At 47.8% G+C, this 21,412-nt stretch carries 20 protein-coding genes; 15 read left to right on the top strand and 5 right to left on the bottom strand.

Annotation, left to right across the window (positions count from 1 at the left end):
• Window positions 1–427: 427 nt before the first annotated feature.
• The 5 genes from M654_RS07180 (at window position 428) to M654_RS07160 (ending at window position 5,351) form a co-directional block, all read left to right on the top strand.
• Window positions 428–1,513, top strand: a complete 1,086-nt coding sequence (locus tag M654_RS07180; protein WP_026586242.1) for a YheC/YheD family endospore coat-associated protein — start codon at window positions 428–430, stop codon at window positions 1,511–1,513.
• Window positions 1,510–2,853: a YheC/YheD family endospore coat-associated protein gene (locus M654_RS07175; protein WP_026586241.1), complete on the top strand. Its 1,344-nt coding sequence runs from the start codon at window positions 1,510–1,512 to the stop codon at window positions 2,851–2,853. The genes M654_RS07180 and M654_RS07175 overlap by 4 nt, the downstream gene beginning before the upstream one ends.
• 169 nt (window positions 2,854–3,022) lie before the next feature.
• Entirely contained in the window at window positions 3,023–3,232 is a 210-nt protein-coding gene (locus M654_RS07170) for a YheE family protein (RefSeq protein WP_026586240.1), read from the top strand.
• Window positions 3,233–3,252: 20 nt separating this feature from the next.
• The gene (locus M654_RS07165; protein ID WP_026586239.1) at window positions 3,253–4,140 is read left to right on the top strand and encodes a helix-turn-helix domain-containing protein; all 888 of its coding nucleotides are present in this window, start codon (window positions 3,253–3,255) and stop codon (window positions 4,138–4,140) included.
• Window positions 4,141–4,244: 104 nt separating this feature from the next.
• Complete coding sequence (locus tag M654_RS07160) at window positions 4,245–5,351, top strand: ABC transporter ATP-binding protein (protein WP_026586238.1); 1,107 nt, start codon at window positions 4,245–4,247, stop codon at window positions 5,349–5,351.
• 24 nt (window positions 5,352–5,375) lie between these two features.
• Here the strand turns inward: M654_RS07160 and M654_RS07155 are convergent, their stop codons facing one another.
• The gene (locus tag M654_RS07155; RefSeq protein ID WP_026586237.1) at window positions 5,376–5,597 is read right to left on the bottom strand and encodes a hypothetical protein; all 222 of its coding nucleotides are present in this window, start codon (window positions 5,595–5,597) and stop codon (window positions 5,376–5,378) included.
• Window positions 5,598–5,817: 220 nt separating this feature from the next.
• Here M654_RS07155 and M654_RS07150 point away from each other — a divergent pair, with 220 nt between their 5' ends.
• The 3 genes from M654_RS07150 (at window position 5,818) to M654_RS07145 (ending at window position 6,925) form a co-directional block, all read left to right on the top strand.
• Window positions 5,818–6,018 (top strand): alpha/beta-type small acid-soluble spore protein, encoded by a 201-nt coding sequence (locus M654_RS07150; RefSeq protein WP_026586236.1) that lies wholly within the window; start codon window positions 5,818–5,820, stop codon window positions 6,016–6,018.
• Window positions 6,019–6,136: 118 nt separating this feature from the next.
• Window positions 6,137–6,280, top strand: a complete 144-nt coding sequence (locus tag M654_RS23505; protein WP_179115747.1) for a hypothetical protein — start codon at window positions 6,137–6,139, stop codon at window positions 6,278–6,280.
• A gap of 24 nt (window positions 6,281–6,304) precedes the next feature.
• Window positions 6,305–6,925, top strand: coding sequence for an NAD(P)-dependent oxidoreductase (locus M654_RS07145; RefSeq protein ID WP_026586235.1), 621 nt, complete (start codon window positions 6,305–6,307; stop codon window positions 6,923–6,925).
• Between the two features lie 34 nt (window positions 6,926–6,959).
• Here M654_RS07145 and M654_RS07140 read toward each other — a convergent pair whose 3' ends face one another.
• Entirely contained in the window at window positions 6,960–8,978 is a 2,019-nt protein-coding gene (locus M654_RS07140; protein ID WP_026586234.1) for a multidrug resistance ABC transporter ATP-binding protein/permease BmrD, read from the bottom strand.
• Window positions 8,975–10,729, bottom strand: coding sequence for a multidrug ABC transporter ATP-binding protein BmrC (locus M654_RS07135; protein ID WP_026586233.1), 1,755 nt, complete (start codon window positions 10,727–10,729; stop codon window positions 8,975–8,977). Before M654_RS07135 ends, M654_RS07140 begins: the two co-directional genes overlap by 4 nt.
• A gap of 535 nt (window positions 10,730–11,264) precedes the next feature.
• On the opposite strand from M654_RS07135, the gene M654_RS07130 reads away from it, so the two are divergent.
• The 5 genes from M654_RS07130 to M654_RS07110 all read left to right on the top strand — a co-directional run bounded on the left by M654_RS07130 (window position 11,265) and on the right by M654_RS07110 (window position 16,743).
• Entirely contained in the window at window positions 11,265–11,765 is a 501-nt protein-coding gene (locus M654_RS07130) for a universal stress protein (RefSeq protein ID WP_026586232.1), read from the top strand.
• A gap of 225 nt (window positions 11,766–11,990) precedes the next feature.
• A complete protein-coding gene (locus M654_RS24315) occupies window positions 11,991–12,305 on the top strand; it encodes a heterocycloanthracin/sonorensin family bacteriocin (RefSeq protein WP_081692818.1) in 315 nt (104 codons plus the stop codon).
• Between the two features lie 118 nt (window positions 12,306–12,423).
• On the top strand, window positions 12,424–14,271 hold the full coding sequence (locus M654_RS07120) for a putative thiazole-containing bacteriocin maturation protein (RefSeq protein WP_026586231.1): 1,848 nt from the start codon (window positions 12,424–12,426) through the stop codon (window positions 14,269–14,271).
• Window positions 14,271–16,205, top strand: coding sequence for a TOMM precursor leader peptide-binding protein (locus M654_RS07115; RefSeq protein WP_026586230.1), 1,935 nt, complete (start codon window positions 14,271–14,273; stop codon window positions 16,203–16,205). Before M654_RS07120 ends, M654_RS07115 begins: the two co-directional genes overlap by 1 nt.
• Window positions 16,206–16,278: 73 nt before the next feature.
• Window positions 16,279–16,743, top strand: a complete 465-nt coding sequence (locus tag M654_RS07110; protein ID WP_026586229.1) for a DUF4944 domain-containing protein — start codon at window positions 16,279–16,281, stop codon at window positions 16,741–16,743.
• Window positions 16,744–16,755: 12 nt separating this feature from the next.
• On the opposite strand, the gene M654_RS07105 is transcribed toward M654_RS07110, so the two are convergent.
• On the bottom strand, window positions 16,756–17,736 hold the full coding sequence (locus M654_RS07105; RefSeq protein WP_026586228.1) for an aldose 1-epimerase: 981 nt from the start codon (window positions 17,734–17,736) through the stop codon (window positions 16,756–16,758).
• A 231-nt stretch (window positions 17,737–17,967) separates the two neighbouring features.
• Here M654_RS07105 and nhaC point away from each other — a divergent pair, with 231 nt between their 5' ends.
• Window positions 17,968–19,329 (top strand): Na+/H+ antiporter NhaC, encoded by a 1,362-nt coding sequence (nhaC, locus tag M654_RS07100; RefSeq protein ID WP_026586227.1) that lies wholly within the window; start codon window positions 17,968–17,970, stop codon window positions 19,327–19,329.
• 40 nt (window positions 19,330–19,369) lie between these two features.
• On the opposite strand, the gene dat is transcribed toward nhaC, so the two are convergent.
• Window positions 19,370–20,221, bottom strand: a complete 852-nt coding sequence (dat, locus tag M654_RS07095; RefSeq protein WP_026586226.1) for a D-amino-acid transaminase — start codon at window positions 20,219–20,221, stop codon at window positions 19,370–19,372.
• A 276-nt stretch (window positions 20,222–20,497) separates the two neighbouring features.
• Between dat and M654_RS07090 the strand changes: the two genes are divergently transcribed.
• Window positions 20,498–21,397 carry a polysaccharide deacetylase family protein gene (locus M654_RS07090; protein WP_026586225.1) on the top strand — a complete coding sequence of 300 codons (900 nt, stop codon included), beginning with the start codon at window positions 20,498–20,500 and terminating at the stop codon, window positions 21,395–21,397.
• The last annotated feature ends 15 nt before the right edge of the window (window positions 21,398–21,412 follow it).

The raw sequence follows: 21,412 nt of genomic DNA, 5'->3' as shown, positions 1-21,412 counted from the left end.
AAAAAGTTTTTACATACAGAGTATAAAAAAAGATGGTTAAGGTGTCAAATCTTTTTTACATCCAAACCATCATATCAAAATATGTCTTCTTTCGCTAACCTATCCTTTAATTGAAGTCCATTTCTTCACAATCTCCATCATGATATTATCCAGCGTTTATTTGAACGTCTTATTCCATTAAATCAACCGATTGCGGAACAAAAATAACATGGGACAGGCGTTTGAACAATAAAATTGGTCAAGTGGCTTTTATTTAGGGCGAAAAATATTTTTAATAAATTTCCAATTTATAAATGCCTATTTCCGCAGTTTCAGGCGTATCATTTAACAGAAGTTCATGTATATGATGATTGTCCCCACGGCTTAAAGAGTTAGCCGCGTCCTTTTCTTTGGCCGGCTAAGCGTTTTTTAACAAGGAGGAATATGCATGCTGACGCTTGGATTTATGTCGCTGTCCAACGATCATGAAAAAGATTATGCCGAGGAATTGGCGAAAATGGCTTCGGAATACGGCATTCGCTTGATCCGGTTTACACCTTTGGATATCTCTCCGGGCTCCCTATTTGTTAAAGCGCTCACATATCACCCCAAATCGGGACAGTGGAACGAAGTCGAACGGGAAATTCCCGAAGTGATCTATGACCGCTGCTTTTACGGCCGCGATCAGCAATCGAAGAAAGCAAAACCGATCGTTGAATGGCTCAAAAAATACCCGAAAACGGTCTTCCTCGGACTTGGACTCCCTGATAAATGGACGGTTTACAAGGCTTTAAAGGCCGACTCCATTCTCCAGTCCTATTTGCCTGCCACGAGGCTTGCGGCCAGCGCGCAGGATATACTGCGCCTCCTTGCCAAAGAAAAATCGTGCATCTTAAAACCCGCTTCCGCATCAGGAGGACGCGGCATCATCCACCTCGAAATGACGGGGAAAACGGTGAAAGCCTCTTACCAAACAGGGAAGCATAAACAGCTCAAATCGTTTTCAAAGCAGGCTTCCTTTGAAACATGGTGCAAAAAAGTCCTGCAGCACCGCTATCTATTGCAATCGTTCCTCGACATTCAAGACAAAGACGGCTACCCGTGCGACATCAGACTGCTTTTGCAAAAAAACCGCTCGGGGGAATGGGAAACGGCCGGGAAAACGGTGCGCAGAAGCTACCAGCACGGACTGCTGGCGAATCTGACCGGGGATGCTGAATCGGTAAGCTTTGACAGCTGGCTCGTATCCGTTCCCAAGAAGCGCCAAGCCGTCCTTCTTGATGATTTGGAGACGATTGCTCAAGCCGTGCCAAAAGCGCTCGAATCCGGGCATGGGCCGTTATTTGAGCTCGGCCTTGATATTTGCTTGACGAAAGATGGAAAGGTTTGGCTTCTTGATGTCAATTCTAAGCCGGGAAAAAAAGCTTTTTTAAAACATTCCCCTGAAAGCAGACTGCTTTTGCATCAAGGTCCCCTGGAATACTGCTCCTTTTTGGCGGAAACGTTCGATAAGAAAGGGGCTGGGAAAAGATGACCGGTCAAACGTTTACGGTCGGGATCCATCCAAACAGTGAAAACACGATGCTGATTCCCGCTCCTTTCAAACAGGAAGGTCTGCTTTATGCGGCTTTTGGAACGTGTGTAGAAAGGTGTCATATCTCCTTTGACAGTCATTTGCAGCGAACGGTTTTGCTCTCTGAGAATCTGTACAAAAGTCTGCGGATTCCGCACCGCGGGAAAGCGACCTTGTTTTTCCGCGATAATACCGTCCATATCGGGCCGTTAATCGGGATATTCACCGCCGGCTTCACAAAGTCGGAGCATGAGCCTCTGAGAGACCGTTCTTTGTTTTTTTCGAAGCTTTTAACAATGGAGCTTCCGGCCGGCGGCTATTGCTATCTGTTTGGCACCCATCAAATCCAGTGGGAAGAAGGAACGGTCCGCGGCCTCATCTTCAGGGAAAACGGCTGGGAGGAAGCCGTCGTTCCCCTGCCGAACGTCGTTTACGACAGGCTGCCGAATCGAAAGGCGGAAGACTCGGCCGCCCTGCAGGAAGCGAAGGTGCGTCTGGTGAACGAATACCGGATTCCATGGTTTAATCCCGGCTTTTTTAATAAATGGGATGTATATGAAGCCTTACGGCATGACGAAAGAACGAAAGAATTCCTTCCTTATTGCGAATTAGAGCCCGGTGCAGAAACAATCAGCGACATGCTGAAGCAATATGGCGTCATCTATGTAAAGCCGACCGACGGCAGCTTGGGAAACGGCATTTTTCAGCTTTCTAGAGGTGAGGATCAACACTTTTTGGCAAAGGACGCTAAAAGCGAGAAAACGTATCCGGGAGCGGACGCTTTTTTAAACGATTTAAAAAAACGTCTGAAAGCCCCGTATATCGCCCAGCAAGGTATTGAACGGGTCAAGGTCGGCGATCGGCCCGCGGATTTTCGGGTGCATACGAACAAAAACGGAAAAGGAAAATGGACCGTAACAGCAATCGCCTGCAAAATCGCGGAAAAAGACGGCATCACAACTCATCTTTCAAAGGGAGGCGCCGTCAAAACGCTTGGAGAAATCTATGATGACCCCAAGGAGAGGCTGCTTATTCTGCAAAAGCTGACCAAAACAGCTCTAGTCATCAGCAGTGTCCTTGACGAAAAAATACACGGCTTTATCGGTGAAATCGGTCTTGATCTCGGGATGGACGTGTCAGGAAAGGTTTGGATATTCGAGGCCAACTCCCGTCCGGGCAGAGGAATTTTCGCCCATCCCCGTCTATCATCTGTCAGCCATTTGACGAAAAAAAGAAATTTCGAATACGCGTCTTACTTAACCGAACAATCGCTCCTCCATCCGGAGAGCATGTGGACCTAGATGAAAACCGTGAAGTTGATGCTTCACGGTTTTTTGTGGAGAAACCATTTGAAAAGAGCCTATGATCTTTGCTGTGAATAAGATACAATGATAACAAATCAACGTAGGATAGCCGGCTTGTGGTTCGACCGCGGAACATTTAGAAATCGATTAAGGAGCGTGGCACTTTATGATTTCTCACTTTCAATGGAAGCCGTTGTTTAAACAAGAAAAACTGCCTGGCTGGAAAATTTCGTTTTACCATAATGGAACACATTATGAAGGCATTTACCATCGCTCTGGGGAAATTGAATGGGGCAGCGTTTATCCGCCTCATGATGATGAGCCTTCCCTTAAAAGCGAAATTCATGAATTAATGCTCTTTCATATTTACGAATAAATGAAAAGGACGTTTTCAGGATGCTGGAAAAATTAAAAATGTTGTACGGCGAAAGAATGGTTGCCTCCGGCTCGGCTCCAAAGCATGAAACGCTCTGGTATCAAACAGACGAAGGCGAAACGTTCGGCGTTTTAAAAGAAGCGGTGACAGACCGGGAAAAACGGCTGCTCTCGGCGCTGTTTCAGTCTTTTAGAGAACCGGAGGCGCCCGAGCTTACACTGCGCGAAAAAGAATGGCATCAATATATTTTTGCCAATGCCCCTCTACACAATCTGGAAAACATTCAGCATGTCCAAGGACATTTTTTCAAAATGAAACATTCGCCTGAAGAAAGACAGGCGATAAAAGAGGCCGTCAGCGGTTTTTTTGAAAAACCGCTTATTGTGTGGTATGACCTTCATGAAGCGGTCATCCTTCATGAAGATCCTTCTGTGTTTCTCTCAAAAAAAGAATTGGAAGAGCTGTCTGACGCCTTGACGAGCGATTTTTTGTCAACCCCTGTATTTTTCAGCGGCCAGCTTCATCAAGTGAACGCTTCGCTCCAAGAAAAAATCCGCTTTGAAAAACAAATGTTCCACCATATGCTGGCGAACAATAATCGCGGAAATGTCGCTTCATTTTGCCAGTGCCTCCCGTCATTTTTGCTGGCGGCACCGGAAAAAATCAATGCCTCGCTATTTTCGGACGCCATGCGAGATGCCCTGGCTGATCCGGAAATCTCCTTGACGATCCGGACGTATTTGAGATGCAGCCTGAACGCATCTCTGACAGCCAAAGAACTATTTATCCACCGGAACAGTCTGCAATACAGGATTGACAAATTTATTGAACGGACGGCAATTGATATCAGACAGTTTGAAGAAGCAGCAGCCGTTTATTTGATCCTGCATGTTCTCAAGCTTTTCTAGCAATCTGCACGAACTCAAATTGTGCACCCTGTCCATTTACACCGCCCATTCATTTCTATAAGATAAAAATAAATTAAGCGCTTACATAAAAAGGGGGATGAAAAATGGCTGAGCTTGTACTTGACCGGATTTACAAAGTGTATGACAACAAAGTGACGGCTGTGGATAATTTTAACCTTCATATTGAGGACAAGGAGTTCATCGTCTTTGTCGGACCTTCAGGCTGCGGAAAATCGACAACACTTAGAATGATCGCGGGACTTGAGGAAATCACAGACGGCGAATTCATCATTGACGGAAAACGGATGAACGATGTTGCCCCGAAGGATCGCGACATCGCCATGGTGTTCCAAAACTATGCCCTCTATCCTCATATGAATGTCTATGACAACATGGCTTTCGGGCTGAAGCTGCGGAAGTTTCCAAAAGACGAAATTAAACGCAGGGTGCACGAAGCGGCGAAAATTCTCGGGCTTGAAGAGTATTTGGACAGAAAGCCAAAAGCGCTTTCCGGCGGACAGCGCCAGCGCGTCGCCTTAGGCAGGGCTATCGTCCGCGATGCGAAAGTATTCCTGATGGATGAACCTTTATCAAACCTTGACGCCAAGCTGCGCGTTCAAATGCGCGCTGAAATCACAAAGCTCCATCAGCGCCTGCAAACGACGACGATCTATGTCACGCACGACCAGACGGAAGCGATGACGATGGCGACGAGGCTCGTCGTCATGAAGGACGGCATCATTCAGCAGGTCGGCGCGCCGAAGGAAGTCTATGAAAACCCGGAAAACGTCTTTGTCGGCGGCTTTATCGGCTCTCCGGCGATGAACTTCTTCACGGGCACCCTGAATGAAAACAGGTTTACATTCGGTGATGCATCCGTCCTTGTTCCAGAGGGAAAAATGAAGGTTTTGCGCAGCAAAGGCTATAGCGGAAAAGAAATCATCATGGGCATCAGACCTGAAGATATTCATGACGAGCCTGTCTTTATCGAAGCTTCAAAGGAAGCAAAAATCGATGCGCATATCGAAGTGGCTGAGCTGATGGGGGCTGAAACAATGCTGTATTCACAGGCGGGCGGACAGCCGTTCATCGCAAGGGTCGATTCGCGGACGGACGTCCAGGCCGGGAACACGGTCGCTCTCGCCTTTGATATGAATAAAGCCCATTTTTTTGACAAGGAAACAGAGCTCCGCATCCATTCCGAAGGATAATCCAATGCAAATGACCGAAGCAGCTTATGCTTCGGTCGTTTCGATTGCAACTGTTTCATCATATGTGCAGTCTTGGCAAGTGAATATATGAATGCAGTTCCGGGGCTTCTGCAAAAATGAATCATATTCCATATACGGGCTGTACGGTCCGTAAAAATCGGTCGTTCTTCCGGCATCCGCCATCTCGCCGCCGCACTTCGGGCAATTCCTTTCCACGACAAGCATGCCATTGCACACAGGACACATCTGAACATCCTCCTGACTTTTTCCTTAGCATGCCCAAATTGCAGCATTTTGCACTTTCAACATTTACCAGTCCGCCTCATGCATGCAAATCCGATCGTTCCTCCATAATACGTAGTAACAATCCACATTGGGCTTAGCCAGAGAGGCAGCGGTGAACACCGTCAGCTGGTGCAAATCCAGCCGGCCCAACCATACTAATATGAAAAGGAGTTTGGATACAATGGCTAACCAAAATTCTTCAAATCAACTTGTTGTACCTGGAGCAGCTCAGGCGATTGATCAAATGAAACTCGAAATCGCTTCTGAGTTCGGTGTGAACCTTGGCGCTGACACAACTTCCCGTGCAAACGGTTCTGTCGGCGGAGAAATTACAAAACGACTCGTTTCCCAAGCTCAAGCTTCTATGGGCGGTCAACAATAAACAATTTCATATATTGGCTTAACAGAAGAAGGTGCTATGCACCTTCTTTTTACATTGGCCAAAAACCCGCACCCCGCTTCTCCTTTTTTCATATGCTGAGAACAAAGGAGGAGTCGGCATGCAGTATGTGGCAAGCATCAATTGGGAACTGTTTCAATTTGTCGGGATCTCTCTCTTGCATGAATATGTCGTCAATGTCCGCCCAATTCATGCGGCCTTCCGCTTTCAGGGGGCTTTTTCTTCCAGACGATCTGGCGTATGATAGATCAGATGGGAGGAATGAATGATGAAGATTGCGCTTTTTGGAGGCACAGGCCGTGTCGGACAGGCCTTTGTGAATATTTTGGAAAAAGACGGCAGACACTCGGTTTACGCCCTCGTCCGCACGGAAAATGCAGGCCTTTTGAAAAACCGCTGCCGGACGCTGACGGGGAACGCAAGAAATCAGGCTGATGCGCGCGCTTTGATCGCAGGAGCGGACATTGTGGTCAGCTGTTTAAATACGGATGGAGACGATACATTAACCGTCTCCATCGAAAACATCATCAATGCCATGAACGAACAGAACAAAAAACGGCTGATTACCATCGGAACCGCCGGAATTTTAAATGCAAGACAGGATCCCAAGCTTTACCGCTTTGAAACGAATGAATCAAAAAGACGTTCAACACGGGCGGCTAGAGAACATGCCAAAGTGTATGAACGGCTCGCCCGCACGAACCTTGATTGGACAATCATTTGTCCGACCTATCTTCCCGACGGTCCGGCCGTTCAAACATACCGGACGGAACGGGATTTTTTGCCCCTTGGCGGAAAAGAGATTTCAACAGGAGACACCGCCCACTTCCTTTTACAGGTCTCCGAGTCTGATCAATATATTAAAACAAGAGTCGGAATCGCTTATTGATTGTCAACAAGGTGTAAGCCGGAGATCGTCCGGCTTACACGCTAAGCTTCCCGCGCCCTTTTTGCAGCTCATACATTTGATAATATTGTCCTTTTTGTTTCATCAGCTCTTCATGATTGCCCCGCTCTATAATCCGCCCTTTTTCAAGGACAAGGATTTGATCGGCGTTTTTGATGGTTGACAGCCTGTGGGCGATGATAAAGGTTGTGCGCCCTTTTTTAACCACGTCAAGCGCCTTTTGAATAACGGCTTCTGTTTCGGTATCGATATTTGCCGTCGCCTCGTCTAAAATGAGGATGGCCGGGTTATAGGCAAGCGCACGCGCAAACGAAATCAGCTGTCTTTCCCCGGAGGAAAGCGTGCTCCCTTTTTCAATGACCGGCTCATCAATGCCTTTGGACAGATGAGCAAAGAGCTTATCCGCCCCTACGTATTTCAATGCCTCTTCAACCTGTTCTCTCGTGATCTCTTCACTATCAAGGCTGACATTTGAAGCAATCGTCCCCGAAAACAAGTAAGGATCTTGAAGCACGATCCCCATGTTCTGTCTGATTTCCTGCCGCGACATTTGATAAATGCTTGTTCCATCAATTTTCACATCGCCTTTTTGAATGTCGTAAAAGCGGAACAAAACATTCATAATCGAGCTTTTGCCTGAGCCCGTATGACCGACTAATGCGACGGTCTCCCCTTGGTTGGCTGCAAATGAAATGTTTTTTAACACAGCGGCCCCGCCGTCATAGCCAAATGAGACATCCTCAAACACGACATGCCCTTTCATTTTGTCAGCGCTTGTTTCTTCCACATCAACTCCCGCCTCATCCAAAAGGCGGAATACCCTTTCAGATGACACGCGCGCCAGTTCAAGCTTGGCGAATTGGTTGACGATGGCGGTAATCGGCTGAAACAAACGATTCAGGTAGTCAACGAATGCATAGAGGGCTCCGATTGAAATCATGCCTTCCGCATTCAGTGCAGCGCCTCCAAAGTACCAGATCAATCCGGCGAATGTCACGTTTCTGAGAATGTTGACCAGATTGTGCGACATGAGAGAATTGAGATTCAGCATTTTATTTTGATAGCGGAAGTGGTTTTCATTGAGCTGTTCAAATTCCCGTTTCGTCTCCTTTTCGCGGCGAAAGGCCTGAATGATGGTCATCCCTTGAATGGACTCATTCATTTTAGCGTTGATCTCACTGTTGATCGATCGGAGTTTATGATTGTATCCTGATGCAAATTTGCGGTAGATGACCGACCAGACGGCAATCAGCGGCACGATCACCAGACAGGCGGCTGCAAGCCTGATATCAAGCAAAAACAGCGCGGCAAAAATTCCGGCAATATAAATAAAATTGGTCACAAATGTCGAGAGGACGGTGACGTACAAGTCGCGGATCGCTTCTGTATCATTTGTTACTCTGGCCACGATTTTTCCGGCCGGCAAATTGTCAAAATAGCGGACCGGGAGACGTTGGATGTTGGCAAAAACATCCCGCCTCATCTTTTGAATAATCCGGTTTGCACCCATCTGCAGCAGGTAGAATTGTCCGTAATGGAAAAAAACCGAGAAGATGAGAAGGCCAAAATATAAGAAGACCAGAGAGATGAGCCCTTCAACTTCGGGTTCATAAAACGAATACACTTCAGACATTGACAACCGGTCAGCCTGATACGTTTTCGACTGTTTCCCGTCGGAAATTCGCAGCTCCCCGCCGGACGCCGTGCGTTTCCCGTCAAAAGGAACCGCTTCATCAACAAAATAATAATCTAGGCCGACTTGAAAAACATGGACTTCCCTCGTTTTTTCTGCGGAAGGGCCCAGCCTGTCTTCCCTGACATATTCGCGGCCGTTATAGGAAACCGTATACTTGCTTTTATCCGGGACTTCATACCACGTCTTTTCAATCCCCAAAATATGATCGTCGATCATCTTTTTGGCGATCATCGGTCCGGTCAGTTCGGCGGTCACCGCCACAGTCAGCATGACAAGCGCCCAAATAAGGATTTTTTTATAATGAAGCGCATATTGCCAAAGCCTTTTTCCCGTCTTCATCCAACAGTCCTCCCTTCTTCCACTGAAGGAAGCTGCTGTGCTTCATATTGTTCAAAATACCAGCCTTTCGCGGCGATCAGCTCATGGTGCGTCCCTTTCTCAATCATGCGCCCGCCTTCAAGGACAAGAATGAAATCGGCATGCTCAACAGCCGACATACGATGCGACGTAATCAAGGTTGTTTTTCCTTTCCTGGTGTGCCGAATGTTGTCAATGATCGCCGCTTCCGTCTTCGCGTCAACAGCGGAAAGCGAATCATCCAATATCAAAATATGAGGCTGTGCGATTAAAGCCCGGGCAATCGAAATCCGCTGTTTCTGCCCTCCTGATAAAGCGACGCCTTTTTCCCCGACCATCGTCTGAAGTCCGTCTTTCAAAAGCTCAATGTCCTTTTCCAAATAAGCCGCATGAATGACACCTTTAAGGTCCTGCTCTGTCGCATGCTCAGCGCCGAACAGAATATTTTCTTTGACCGTTTTTGAAAACAGCACATGATCCTGCGGTACATAGCCGATCCAGCTGCGCAGCTCGTCAAGCGGAAGCTGTTCAATCGGCACATCCGATATGCTGATTTTTCCCTTACCCGGCGGATACTGCCGCAACAGCTGTTTGACTAATGTCGTCTTCCCGCTTCCGGTTCTCCCAACGATCCCGACCGTCTGCCCCTCTTGGACAGCGAAGGAAATGCCGGTAAGGTTTTCTGAGGCAGAGCTCGGGTACGTAAAACTGACATTATCAAACACAATATCCCCCGGCTCCGTTTTTACAGGGGTTGAGGCTTCCGTTACATCAGGCTGATACGCGAGTGTATCCGTGACCCTGTCAAGCGATGCATTCCCCCTCTGCATGACATTGATCAGCTCCCCGATCGCAAACATCGGCCAGATCAGCATCCCCAGGTAAACGTTGAATGAAACGAGTTCTCCCAATGTGAGCTGGCTGCGGAACACAAGAAATGCACCATAGCCGAGGCCGATCAGATAGCTGATGCCGACCAAGAGCTTTACCGTCGGCTCAAACAGCGAGTCAATCAGCGCCACTTTCATGTTTTTTTGATAGACATCCGCCGTCATCCGGTTAAACCGGGCGACATCGTTTTTTTCTTGCACATAGGCACGGATCACCCTGACCCCTGAGACCGACTCAAGCACGCGGTCATTCAAATCGCCAAAGGCATCCTGCGCTTCGGTAAAACGCTGGTGGATTTTTTTCCCGTAAATACTGATCGCTGCGGCCATCAAAGGCAGCGGAATGATCGAAGCAAGCGTCAGCTTCCAGCTGATGAAAATCCCCATCGTGAACAGAATCGTCAGCATATACATGGTTGAGTCTACAAGCGTCAGGATTCCGAAACCGGCCGTCATCGAGACCGCTTTTAAATCATTTGTCGCCCTCGCCATCAAATCTCCGGTGCGGTTTTTCTCGTAAAAAGCCGGCGTCATCTTCAAAAGGTGCCCCATCAGTTTAGATCTGAGGATTTTCTCGATCAAATTCGCCCCGCCAAACAGCTGATACATCCAATAGTAAGACAATGTATATACGACAATGGCAAGCGCCATGAATAAACCGATATAACCGAGCATCCCGGCCGCTGAAAATGTCCCCGCCTGCATATCGTCAATGGCGTTTCCCAGCAGCTTCGGCGGAAACATCTCCAAAATATTTACGATGATGAGCAAGGCGATCGCGACCGTGTAGCGCCGCCATGAGGCTTTGAAAAACCAGCCAAGCTTCCATAAAACAGAAAACATGTGATATCCTCTCCTTTTTTAGCCGCCTTCAAGCTTTTCCTTACAGTCGTTGATTTTGTTTTTGCTGACAGTGAGCATCAAAACTCCTCCTTATGTTCGTTTTTTCGAAAAATCAGCTGGTCCAGCTTCATTTTCGTCTATAGAAAAGCATGGGCCCCAACTTGTTAAAACCATGCTTTTTCACCTAAAAAAAGGCATACTGTAAATGCAGCATGCCCTTTCACATCAAAAAGGCGCATGTACGCTCATACTACGCGACATGCGCCTTCCTTCATTTTCAGATAAAAATGCGGATTTTCTATAACCATCTGGAAGGTATGGAGCCGTCACGCGCAAATTGATTTGTCTCTTGAGCTGGTCGATTGATTCTCTTCATGACGATACCCTCCAATCTTATTAATATTTTCCATCTTATAGTACGGCCCTTTATTTGTCAATTTGTTTTTTGAAAATTGACAATCTTTTTCTTCATCTTGTTAGATCATGTGAAAAACGGGTAAAACGTCTATAAACCCATTTCGAAAGGAGGAGCAAAATGTTGAAAGCCGATCGCATCATCGTCGCCTTTGACGAAAAAGAAGAAAGCAAGAAAGCGCTGCAAAAAGCGATTGTCCTGACAAAAAAGCTAGGCGCCGAACTGACCATCGCCCATGTTCACGAACCGAAGCAGGCAAGAACGGCGAGCGAAGAGCAGCGGCCCGCCGCAGGCGCCCCTTATCTTTACAGCGGCATTCCGGCCGCAGCTCCCGTCCCGCACGAGTCCGACCCGGCCGGGGAGCCGCTGATCTATGAAGATAGCGCAGAAGAAGCGATTGCCGCAGCCAAAATCATCTTAAATAACAACCAATTCGACGCTGACATTGAAGTGTTAGAAGGGGACCCTGCAAACGCGGTCCTTCACCATGCTGAACATATCGGTGCCGATCTCGTCATAACAGGAACCCGCGATCAAAACCGCCTGAAAAAACTGCTGTTCGGGAGTGTCAGCGATAAGATTTCCTCAAAGTCGGAGATACCGGTGCTGATCGTCAAGTAATACCGCTAAGGAAGCCGGCTTTTACAGCCGGTTTCTTTTTGATGGTGCCGCCTTTTCCCCCTCCCTCACACCCCGCCTCATATCCATTTACAGGAAAAATAGGCGTTGCATTCAGTAACACTCACCTAACAGGCCTCATAATTTGATCTTGAGTGACCCGGGTAGACTTTCAATCTACGCATATGATTTTGTTCTTTTGGATTACATTGAGGAGGATTGTATAAAATGCAACATTTTTATGATGAACTGCAATCATTGGAGATGGATCCATTCCAAGCGGAGACGCCTTGGAATCATGACCGTCACCATGTCAACGACAAGCATTGCGCGAGCTGCTGGAGTTGCGCCAGTTGCGGAAGCTGTTGGAGCTGTGCGAGCTGCGGAAGCTGCTGGAGTTGTGCAAGCTGCTGGAGCTGTGCAAGCTGCGGAAGTTGCTGGAGTTGCGCGAGCTGTGCGAGCTGCGGAAGTTGCTGGAGTTGCGCGAGCTGTGCGGGCCACTGCTGCTGGAGCTGCGGAAGCTGCTGGCATGGAGGTATGTAGCACCACCCGAAGAAAGCCGCCCCTGCCTGTTCTGCCGCAGGGGTCTTTATCATAACAGACAAACATGATTACATAACATGATATGTATGATTTTTACATCTTCTAAGGAGGAGGCAGCATGACACAATTGACCGCTTCCGCTCGTCTGAAAGTGAAGAAAGATACACGTTACCTTCCCGATCCGCATGGAGCTGTTTATTTTAAACATAATTCCGGTTCGTTTCGTATCAAAGGCGCTTCAATTGATCAATGGATTGAAAAACTGCTGCCGATGTTCAATGGCGATTATACGCTCGGCGAATTAACAAACGGGCTGTCGGTCCCGTACAAAAACAGGGTGTATGAGATCGCTGATATGCTGTATCAACACGGATTTGTCCGGAATGTGGAAAAGGACCGGCCCCATCAGTTGGAAAGCGGGTTGCTGCAAACGTACGCTCCGCAGATCGAATTTATTGAAAGCTTTAAGGATTCGGGAGCTTATCGCTTTCAGCTATGCCGCGAGACAAAAGTCTTGGTGCTTGGTGCGCTCTCCTGTGTTGTGCCATTGATTCAATCGCTTGCAGAGGCTGGTTTCGTCAATATTTACCTTGATGCAACTGATCAAAGTGAAGAACTGAAAACCGCCATCGAAAAATCGAAGCAAAAAGACGATGCAAAGATTGAAATGATCCCCAACGGAAATTGGCGGGAAGCCGTGCCATCCATGGATTGGATTTTGTATGTCGGAGAAGGTGAAGACTCAAAAAATCTCCGCGAATTGGAAACGGTTTGCAAACAAGAGCAAAAAGGATTTTTTCCGGCAGTCTGCCTCAAGCAGGTTGGTCTTCTCGGACCTGTTATACCGCCTGATTCAAGTGTTTTTTGGGAGGCGGCATGGCGGCGTGTACACCGTAGTGCCCTTCATGAAAATCGGGAATCGAAAGCCTTTTGTTCAGCGGGAACAGACATCCTGACAAACGTTCTCTCCTTTGAATTGTTCAAAATGGTCACCGGACTTACGCCGCCGGAAAAGCGGCATGAAATGTATCTTCTTGACTTTAAAACGCTTGAAGGGGCTTGGTATCCGTTTCTTGACCACCCGCTCATCAACTTCGACGGAGCTGAGGCTGAATTGCTGGAGGATATTGAAGAAAAGGCGGAAACGAAGCACCGGGACGGCCGGTTATTTCAGTTATTCAGCGACCTGACATCGACAACAGCGGGGATTTTTCACCTGTGGGAAGAAAAACATGTAAAGCAGCTGCCCTTGTCACAATGCATTGTTCAAGCCGCTGATCCCTTGTCATCCGGACCGGCCGAACTTTTGCCTGAAACGGTGTGCGCCGGTTTAACACATGAAGAAGCACGACGAGATGCAGGCCTGACCGGGATTGAAATGTATATGTCAAGACTTGCGGGCCCTTACCTCAAAGAGATAGGACAATACGGGATCGGCGCCGGGGAAACGCTTGCCGAAGGCGTATCAAGAGGAATGCAGATATGTTTGGATGATCAGTTCACACAGAGACAAATTAGCGGAACAGAAACGATCAAGCTAAGCCAGTTGGGTGCTGTAAAAGATACGCATGCCGCCTACTATCTCGAAACACTGTCCATGATGCACGGCACCCCCGCGCTCGGCATAGGGGAGGACGTTTTTGGCTTTCCCGTTGTATGGGCGGGCGTTGATGACCTCTGGTACGGAAGTCCGGGGCTCAATCTGACATTGGCGTTCAGGGAGGCGCTCAAGCGGGCGCTGATGGATATCAATCCGCTGCAGGAAACGGCCGTTGTTTTACAAGAAAACGAAATGAAGCTGGAGATTCCTGCTTTTGAGAATCCCCCGCAAGCCCTAAAGCCGGCATGTCAAAACATCAAGCGCAGCGGTTTACAGCTCTTCGTCTACGATCTGCCGGCAGAACCTTTTTTGCAAGAAAATCTCGCCGGCATTTATGCTGTACGCATCAAAAAGGAGGAGGCTTGATGAAAGAGAGAATGCTGCTTGTTGGTGAAGGCGTGATTGCAGAAGCTGTATCCAACCGTTTGGCCGCTCATTACACATTCACCCGCCAGCCTGATTTTAATGCTGGAGTACCCGAAGGAACGGCATTCGCCATTGTTGTTCACGATGCTTCGCGTCCTTTGCTCTATCGGGAGGCCGAGAACAGATTGAGGCCCGCCGGCATCCCCTGGCTCCGCGCTTTCGCAACATTTGGCGAAGGCGTGATTGGACCACTCATTGATCCGAACGAATCAGGGTGTTCGCAATGCGCTGATAAGAGGAGGTTTATCGCTGCCCCGGACAGCAGGGAAATGCTTGAGCTCGAGCAAAACAACCGAGACGCCGTCCGCGATCCTTGGGTATCAAAGACTGGAGCGCGCCATATAGCCCTTTTCATCTGCAATGAAATCGACAGGATCATGGGAGACGATACCAGCCAATTGAAACAAACGCTGTTATTGATCAATTTAAACACATTAGAGAGTTCTCTTCACTCTTTTATACCTGACCCGCTGTGCACGATCTGCAGCGTGATGGCTGATGACTCACAGGAGGCGGCGAAAATCGCGCTTCAGCCAAATCCAAAAACGAGCCCGGAAAGCTTTCGCGTCAAAGAGGCTGACGAATTAAAGGAAACGCTCGGAAAAGGCCTTCTCGACCAGCGGACAGGGATTTTCAACGGCAAAATGTACGACGCGATCTTGCCGTTTGCCGATATGATCGTTAACATGCCTCTATGGACGGGACATGAAGGTGTCGGCGGCCGCAGTCACTCATATGAAAACAGCGAGTTAACCGCTCTATTGGAAGGTTTGGAGCGTTATTCAGGAATTGCACCGCTCGGCAAAAGAACAATCGTTCACGACTGCTATTTCAATGTAAAGGACCGTGCACTTGATCCAGTGAAAACGGGCTTGCATGACGAAAATCAGTATCGGCAGGCCGGCTTTCCTTTCCGGCCGTTTCATCCAAAACGGCCGCTCCATTGGGTTTGGGGCTATTCCTTTTTACAAGAACGGCCGATATTGGTTCCGGAATCGCTCGCCTATTACAGTCTCGGCCGGGAAGACGCCTTCGTCTATGAAACGTCCAACGGCTGTGCAATCGGCGGAAGTTTGGAAGAAGCGATTTTCCATGGCATTTTGGAAGTGGCTGAAAGGGATTCGTTTTTAATGACCTGGTATGGGCGGCTCCCCTTAAGGCAGCTAGATATTCAGTCGTGCGAAGATCTGGAATTGAAGCTGATGGTCAATCGGGTTCGCAGAGTCGCCGGATATGAACTGTATGTCTTTAATTCGACAATGGAACACGGCATCCCAAGCATTTGGGCCGTCGCCAAAAACAGCAAGCGGCAGGGGCTCAACCTTATTTGTTCTGCTGGGGCGCATCCCGATCCTGTCAAAGCGGTCAAAAGCGCCCTTCATGAGCTGGCGGGCATGATGCTGAAGCACGACCGTCACCTTGAAGAAAGCCGGGATAAATACGAAGCGATGCTGCACAATCCTTTTTTGGTCCGGGAAATGCAGGATCACAGCATGCTGTACGGCTTGCCGGAAGCCGAAGAACGCCTCCGGTTTTTATTGGAGCAAACGCGCCCGCCGCAAACATTTAGCGAAGCCTTCAAAGAAAGAAAGAAAACCCTTGATTTAACGGAAGATCTTCGTCATCTGCTCGAAACATTCCGCCGCCTGAACCTTGAAGTGATCGTCATTGATCAGACGTCGCCTGTGACCAAACGAAGCGGACTGTCCTGCGTGAAAGTCCTGATTCCAGGCATGCTGCCGATGACATTCGGGCATTCCCTCACCCGGTTGTCTGGGCTTGAGAGGGTGCTTACGGTTCCGATGGAACTCGGCTATACAACAGAGCCGCTTCAATCCGAACAGCTGAACCCGCACCCGCATCCGTTTCCTTAAATTTCATAACATGTCTATTTTTTTTGCCTGTTCTGCTTTATAATAAAGCGGAACTTTTTTAGGCGGTGAATGCATGAAACAGGAATACAAGCGGCCGCTTCTGTTCGCATCGGCTCTTTTAATGGCTTTTTGCTTTCTTTACTACGGCGGCAAGCTGATCGGCTTTTATATGACGGAATATCCCAAATGGACCGGGAAGAGCGCTGACGGGAATTGGGAGGCGGTCATAAAAAAAAGCGACAACGGGTACAGCGGAGATTTATATTGGACAGGCGGCGAACCGGATGATACGTATTTGGAAACATTCGTTGTGAAATTTGATGATGAAACGGCCCTCAGCTCCGAAATTGAAACGGCGATGAGCGACTATTCCGGCGGTGTTTTGCCCGGCGGAGGAAGAAAAGAGGAATCCGTATCTTTTCTGGAAAATATGGAGGAATCCGAATTCGACGGCCGCACAGTCACCGTGCAATTGAATTGGAGACAGGGAAAGCACGTTTCCCGTACAGAATTTATCCTTGAAAAGAAAACATTTTAAAACGGCGAAGTGTCATACTCCGCCGATTATAATTTTGCTTTTCATAACAGCTTCCTCCCGCGGTCCCAAAGCCTGAAAGCCTGTGACCTCATGCGGCAGATCAAGATTCGGGGCGTTGGTCATCCATGTATAGGGCTCCAGACAAAGCAGGTCTGAATCGTCAGATGTCCCGTTATACACGACCCAGTGTTTGAAATGACTGTCGCACTGATATGACAGGCGGATGTCGGCAAGGCGGTCGCAAATGTCCGCGGTGCTGTTTCCTTCCTGATCCACTTCAGCCGCGAAAATATCATCCAGCCTTTCTCCAGCCGCGGTTCTCCCTGTCTTAAATTCCTCTGTCACATGATATTCACCCGTCGGCAGCAACCGGTCTGTCAGCACCCATTGTTTCTCAGTCGGCAGGGAAAACAGACATTGCGCTTTATCTCCTTTTTCATTGAACGGATAGCGGAATGAAGTGTGATATCCAAGGCCGAGCGGCATCGGTTCTTTGCCGTGGTTGACAACAGAAGCATCCATCTGCAATTGTTTGCCTTCCAGCCTGTAGGTGATGACGATCGAAAACGAATGGGGAAAGATGCTTTGAATGTCGGGATGCTCGTCCGCATGCAGCACCGTCTGCGCCATGCTTTTCTGATCATCGGCCTCCGCTTTTGTCAGCGTCCATTTTTTATCATGAAGAAATCCGTGCAGATGATTTTGCAGCGGTTTTTCATTGATGGGCAGCTGATAGGTCTTTCCGTCATATGTAAATCTTCCTTGGTCGATCCGGTTTGGCGGAAAAAGGATCGGGATTCCGAATAAAAAAGGGTTGGCATCATACTCTTCCTTTGTTTCAGGCGTTTTCAGCAAGCTCAATCCGCCGGGCTTCCACTTCAGGGAAATCAAATTGCTCCCCCATCCCGGCACAAGTACAGCCTCCAAATATTCATTTTCCATCAAGATTGCTTCTTCATTTAAAAATCGGCTTTTTTTGGCAGTGCAGGACATCTCGCATTTCCCCCTATTTTTCATCTATTCAATACAGGCATACGCTAAAAACCTTTCTATAAGCCTATTATATCTAAAGAAGTCAGCGCTTTCAAAAATACGCCCGCACACACGAAAAGTTTTTGAAATATTTTAATTTAAGTATATCTTCTATTTTTCTGTTATAATACGTTTACGCACAAAAGCATAAAAGGATTAAAGACTGATATTTTTTCTAATGAGGTGTATGATTTGTCAAACGAAAAACGCTTATCGTTTTCCATATCGGCTTTATTATTTGTTGTCATCTTAGCGGTCATTTTTACATGCCTGTTTGTTTTTCACGCCGAACCGCATGTGCCATTATTGATTTGCGTCGGCTTTTTGGCGGTCGTGGGCATGTTTAAGGGCTATTCCTGGAAGGAGCTCGAAAGCGGCATCGTCTCTGGAATCCAAAATGGCGTACAGCCGATTATCGTCCTTTCTTTAATCGGCATGTTAATCGGAGTTTGGGAATATAGCGGAGCGATTCCGACGGTAACGGTTTACGCGTTAAACCTGGTCGAACCGCATTATCTGCTCCTGACGGCTTTATTCAGCTGCCTGATCATCAGTTCACTGGTCGGTTCAAGCTTCACGACGGTCAGCACGATCGGCGTCGCCTTGATCGGCGTCGCCCAGGCGGCGGGTGTGCCATTGACATGGGTGGCAGGGGCCGTGATTTCGGGCGCCTGTTTCGGCGATAAAATGTCCCCTTTGTCTGATACGACAAACTTTGCCGCTGGAATTGGCGGACTTCCGATTTTCAAGCATATTAGACATATGATGGGCACGACGATTCCGGCACTTTTGGTGACCATTCTGCTCTTCTTTTTCATGGGGCGCACGCTTACCATCGGCGCGGCCTCTACGGATAATATTCAAGCCATTGTCAGCGGGATTGAAAACACGGTCGATATCAGCCTGTGGACGCTGTTATCACCTCTTTTGGTGATTGTGCTTGCCGTCAGACGTATGCCGGTCATTCCGTCCCTTGCGGCGGGAATCGTGTCGGCAGGCATTCTTGCCGCGCTTATTCAGCCTGATGCAGGCATTTCCTCCTTTTTATCAGCGATGCAAAAAGGACCTGTTTTTTCAGCGGAAACTGAAGCTGTTGCCAATATTTTAAACCGCGGCGGCCTCCAATCGATGATGGGCTCCGTTTCCCTGATAATCATCGCCTTTGCGCTCGGCGGTTTGATGGAAAAAACGGGATTGATTACAAGCCTTCTTGAAGGCGTGATCCGCGGCATCCGTACAAAAGGCCGCCTCGTTTTCTCAACCGTTTCCTCAAGCATCGGCATGAACTTGTTGACTGGTGAGCAGTATTTATCGATTTTGATTCCCGGCCAGTCGTTTAAAAAACTGTATGATCAGCTTGGGATTGACCGGAAGCATTTATCAAGGTCACTTGAAGACGGGGGAACATTGATCAATCCAATGATTCCGTGGGGCGTCAGCGGCGCGTTTATGTCAAGCGCGCTCGGCGTTCCTGTCATTGAATATTTGCCGTTTGTGTTCTTCCTGTATTTATCACCGTTCTTTTCCGTGCTGTTCGGATTTCGCAAGTCATAAAAAAGCGCCGTTTCCAGAGATGGAGACGGCGCTTTTTTTATTACACAGGTTTTGCTGTTTCTGCCAAAATACTGTTTTGCATTGCTTTTTGCACTTCTTTTGTAAGCGGTCCGGGCGTTCCCGTGCCGATCTCCTGTCCGTCGATTACAGTGACCGGGATCACTTCAGATGTTGTTGAAGAAATAAACACCTCATCGGCGGTCAGCAATTCTTCTTTTGTGATGGCCTTTTCCTCGTGCTTCCAGCCGTTTTTCGCAAACAGCTCCAACAGCTTCATCCGCGTAATCCCGTTTAGAATCAGGTTTGTCGCAGGATGGGTGTAGATAACGTTTTGTTTGACGGCATATACGTTTGAAGACGTTCCTTCTGTCACGAACCCGTCGCGGACCAATATCGCCTCAAATGAGGACACTTCGCTTGCCTTTTGTTTGATCATCACGTTGTACAGCAGATTCAAACTTTTAATATCGCACCTCAGCCAGCGCAGATCATCTGCCGTAATCGCGGAAACGCCGTTTTGCTGTTCTTGTTCAGGCTTTTTGATCGGGAATGTATAGGCGGTCACCTGCGGGGTAAGGCCTGCTTCATATTGGTGCTTCCTCGGCGCCTTCCCTCTTGTCACCTGAAGGTAGAGCCCTCCGTCTTGAGCCTGGTTGACTTCAATAAGCTCTTTGAGCTTTCCTTTCAGCTCCGTTTCTGAAAACGGCAGTACGATACCGATTTCAGAGGCGCTTTTGTAAAAACGGGCAATGTGTTCGTCAAGCGTATAAAAGCTTCCATTGTAGATGCGGATCACTTCATAAACACCGTCTCCAAACTGATAGCCTCTGTCTTCGATATCAACAGCACATTCGCTCCGTTCAACGAGCCGGCCGTTAAAAAGAACCTTCATTTCTCCATCCCCTTGCTATTTTGTTGGTTTCTCGATTTTCTCCATTCCATTCTAACACGTCGCCCCCGTTCAAAATAGTGCAAGATTTCCAAAAATTTTCCGAGTCTCATAGTCTGCAAATTTCAGCATGTTCTCTAAAAATTTGCTATATTTTTCGTCCAATCCGGTATCCAACTTCTTTCCAATCCTGTATACTTAAACATTGTGATCCATTATTTTATGAGACTCGCAATCTATATACATAATGGAGCCGAAAAATGATACGGAGAGAGTTACATGCGCCAAGTTTCCAAAAGAACTTCCCCATCTGTCACCTACCTGTTGATGAAAACAGCATGTTTTGTCATTTTGTGTCTGATCCTTCTTTACGTTTGGGATTTATCACAGTCAACTGAAGCTCCCGGCAAAAAGGAGCTGACAATGTCCGAAAACAGCCAGATGCGGCATGAAGGAGACAGCATTCCGCTGAAAAAAGCGACACAAGGTCAGCTTATGGATCACCTGAGCACGAAACAGGAGGCAGCAAAACGCAAAGAAGAAAAAGAAAAGAAAAAAGCGGCGGAAGAAAAAAAGAATCAGAAAACGGTTTATTTGACTTTTGATGACGGGCCTTCTGCGGTCAGCCAAAGACTGCTTCAAGTCTTATCGGAACATGATGTCAAAGCGACATTTTTCATGCTTGAACCAAACATGAAGGTTCATAGACAAGCCGTAATCCAAATGAAGCAGCAGGGCCATTCACTCGGGCTTCACGGAGTGACACATGACCAGAAAAAGTTTTATAAAGACGCCAATTCTCCCAATCTGGAAATGAAACAGGCGCAAAAAACGCTGAAATCCATTACCGGGGTTGAAACCCATTTGATCAGAACGCCTTACGGCAGCAAGCCGTCCCTGACCGAAGCTCAAAAGAAGGTTCTGAAGAAAAACGGGTTTACTTATTGGGACTGGAATATCGACAGCCTGGATTGGAAATACAGAAGCCAAAAGTTCGTTCCGGAAGTCATGAACCAGCTCAGCATCATCGAAAAACGGCAGTCAAAACAGCCGATTGTGATTTTGCTGCATGATATCCCTTCAACCGTTCAGTCATTGCCGCTGTTGATCAACAATTTAAAAGAGATGGGCTATTCATTTGACACGCTTGATGAATCAATGACACCTGTCCATGAATAGCATGACGATCCCCTT

The sequence above is a fragment of the Bacillus sp. NSP9.1 genome (assembly GCF_000465465.2).
GTDB lineage: Bacteria > Bacillota > Bacilli > Bacillales > Bacillaceae > Bacillus > Bacillus sonorensis_A.
Note: the sequence above shows the minus strand (reverse complement) of the source record. Positions and strands in the feature narration are given on the sequence as shown.

Coding starts and splice junctions, on each gene's coding strand:
- M654_RS07150 (WP_026586236.1), top strand. CDS start 5,818: ATGGCTAACCAAAATTCTTCAAATCAACTTGTTGTACCTGGAGCAGCT.
- M654_RS07155 (WP_026586237.1), bottom strand. CDS start 5,597: ATGTGTCCTGTGTGCAATGGCATGCTTGTCGTGGAAAGGAATTGCCCG.
- M654_RS07180 (WP_026586242.1), top strand. CDS start 428: ATGCTGACGCTTGGATTTATGTCGCTGTCCAACGATCATGAAAAAGAT.
- M654_RS07115 (WP_026586230.1), top strand. CDS start 14,271: ATGAAAGAGAGAATGCTGCTTGTTGGTGAAGGCGTGATTGCAGAAGCT.
- M654_RS07135 (WP_026586233.1), bottom strand. CDS start 10,729: ATGTTTTCTGTTTTATGGAAGCTTGGCTGGTTTTTCAAAGCCTCATGG.
- M654_RS07090 (WP_026586225.1), top strand. CDS start 20,498: ATGCGCCAAGTTTCCAAAAGAACTTCCCCATCTGTCACCTACCTGTTG.
- M654_RS07120 (WP_026586231.1), top strand. CDS start 12,424: ATGACACAATTGACCGCTTCCGCTCGTCTGAAAGTGAAGAAAGATACA.
- M654_RS07165 (WP_026586239.1), top strand. CDS start 3,253: ATGCTGGAAAAATTAAAAATGTTGTACGGCGAAAGAATGGTTGCCTCC.
- M654_RS23505 (WP_179115747.1), top strand. CDS start 6,137: ATGCAGTATGTGGCAAGCATCAATTGGGAACTGTTTCAATTTGTCGGG.
- M654_RS07175 (WP_026586241.1), top strand. CDS start 1,510: ATGACCGGTCAAACGTTTACGGTCGGGATCCATCCAAACAGTGAAAAC.
- M654_RS07160 (WP_026586238.1), top strand. CDS start 4,245: ATGGCTGAGCTTGTACTTGACCGGATTTACAAAGTGTATGACAACAAA.
- M654_RS07170 (WP_026586240.1), top strand. CDS start 3,023: ATGATTTCTCACTTTCAATGGAAGCCGTTGTTTAAACAAGAAAAACTG.
- M654_RS07110 (WP_026586229.1), top strand. CDS start 16,279: ATGAAACAGGAATACAAGCGGCCGCTTCTGTTCGCATCGGCTCTTTTA.
- M654_RS07140 (WP_026586234.1), bottom strand. CDS start 8,978: ATGAAGACGGGAAAAAGGCTTTGGCAATATGCGCTTCATTATAAAAAA.
- M654_RS07105 (WP_026586228.1), bottom strand. CDS start 17,736: ATGTCCTGCACTGCCAAAAAAAGCCGATTTTTAAATGAAGAAGCAATC.
- M654_RS24315 (WP_081692818.1), top strand. CDS start 11,991: ATGCAACATTTTTATGATGAACTGCAATCATTGGAGATGGATCCATTC.
- M654_RS07130 (WP_026586232.1), top strand. CDS start 11,265: ATGTTGAAAGCCGATCGCATCATCGTCGCCTTTGACGAAAAAGAAGAA.
- dat (WP_026586226.1), bottom strand. CDS start 20,221: ATGAAGGTTCTTTTTAACGGCCGGCTCGTTGAACGGAGCGAATGTGCT.
- M654_RS07145 (WP_026586235.1), top strand. CDS start 6,305: ATGAAGATTGCGCTTTTTGGAGGCACAGGCCGTGTCGGACAGGCCTTT.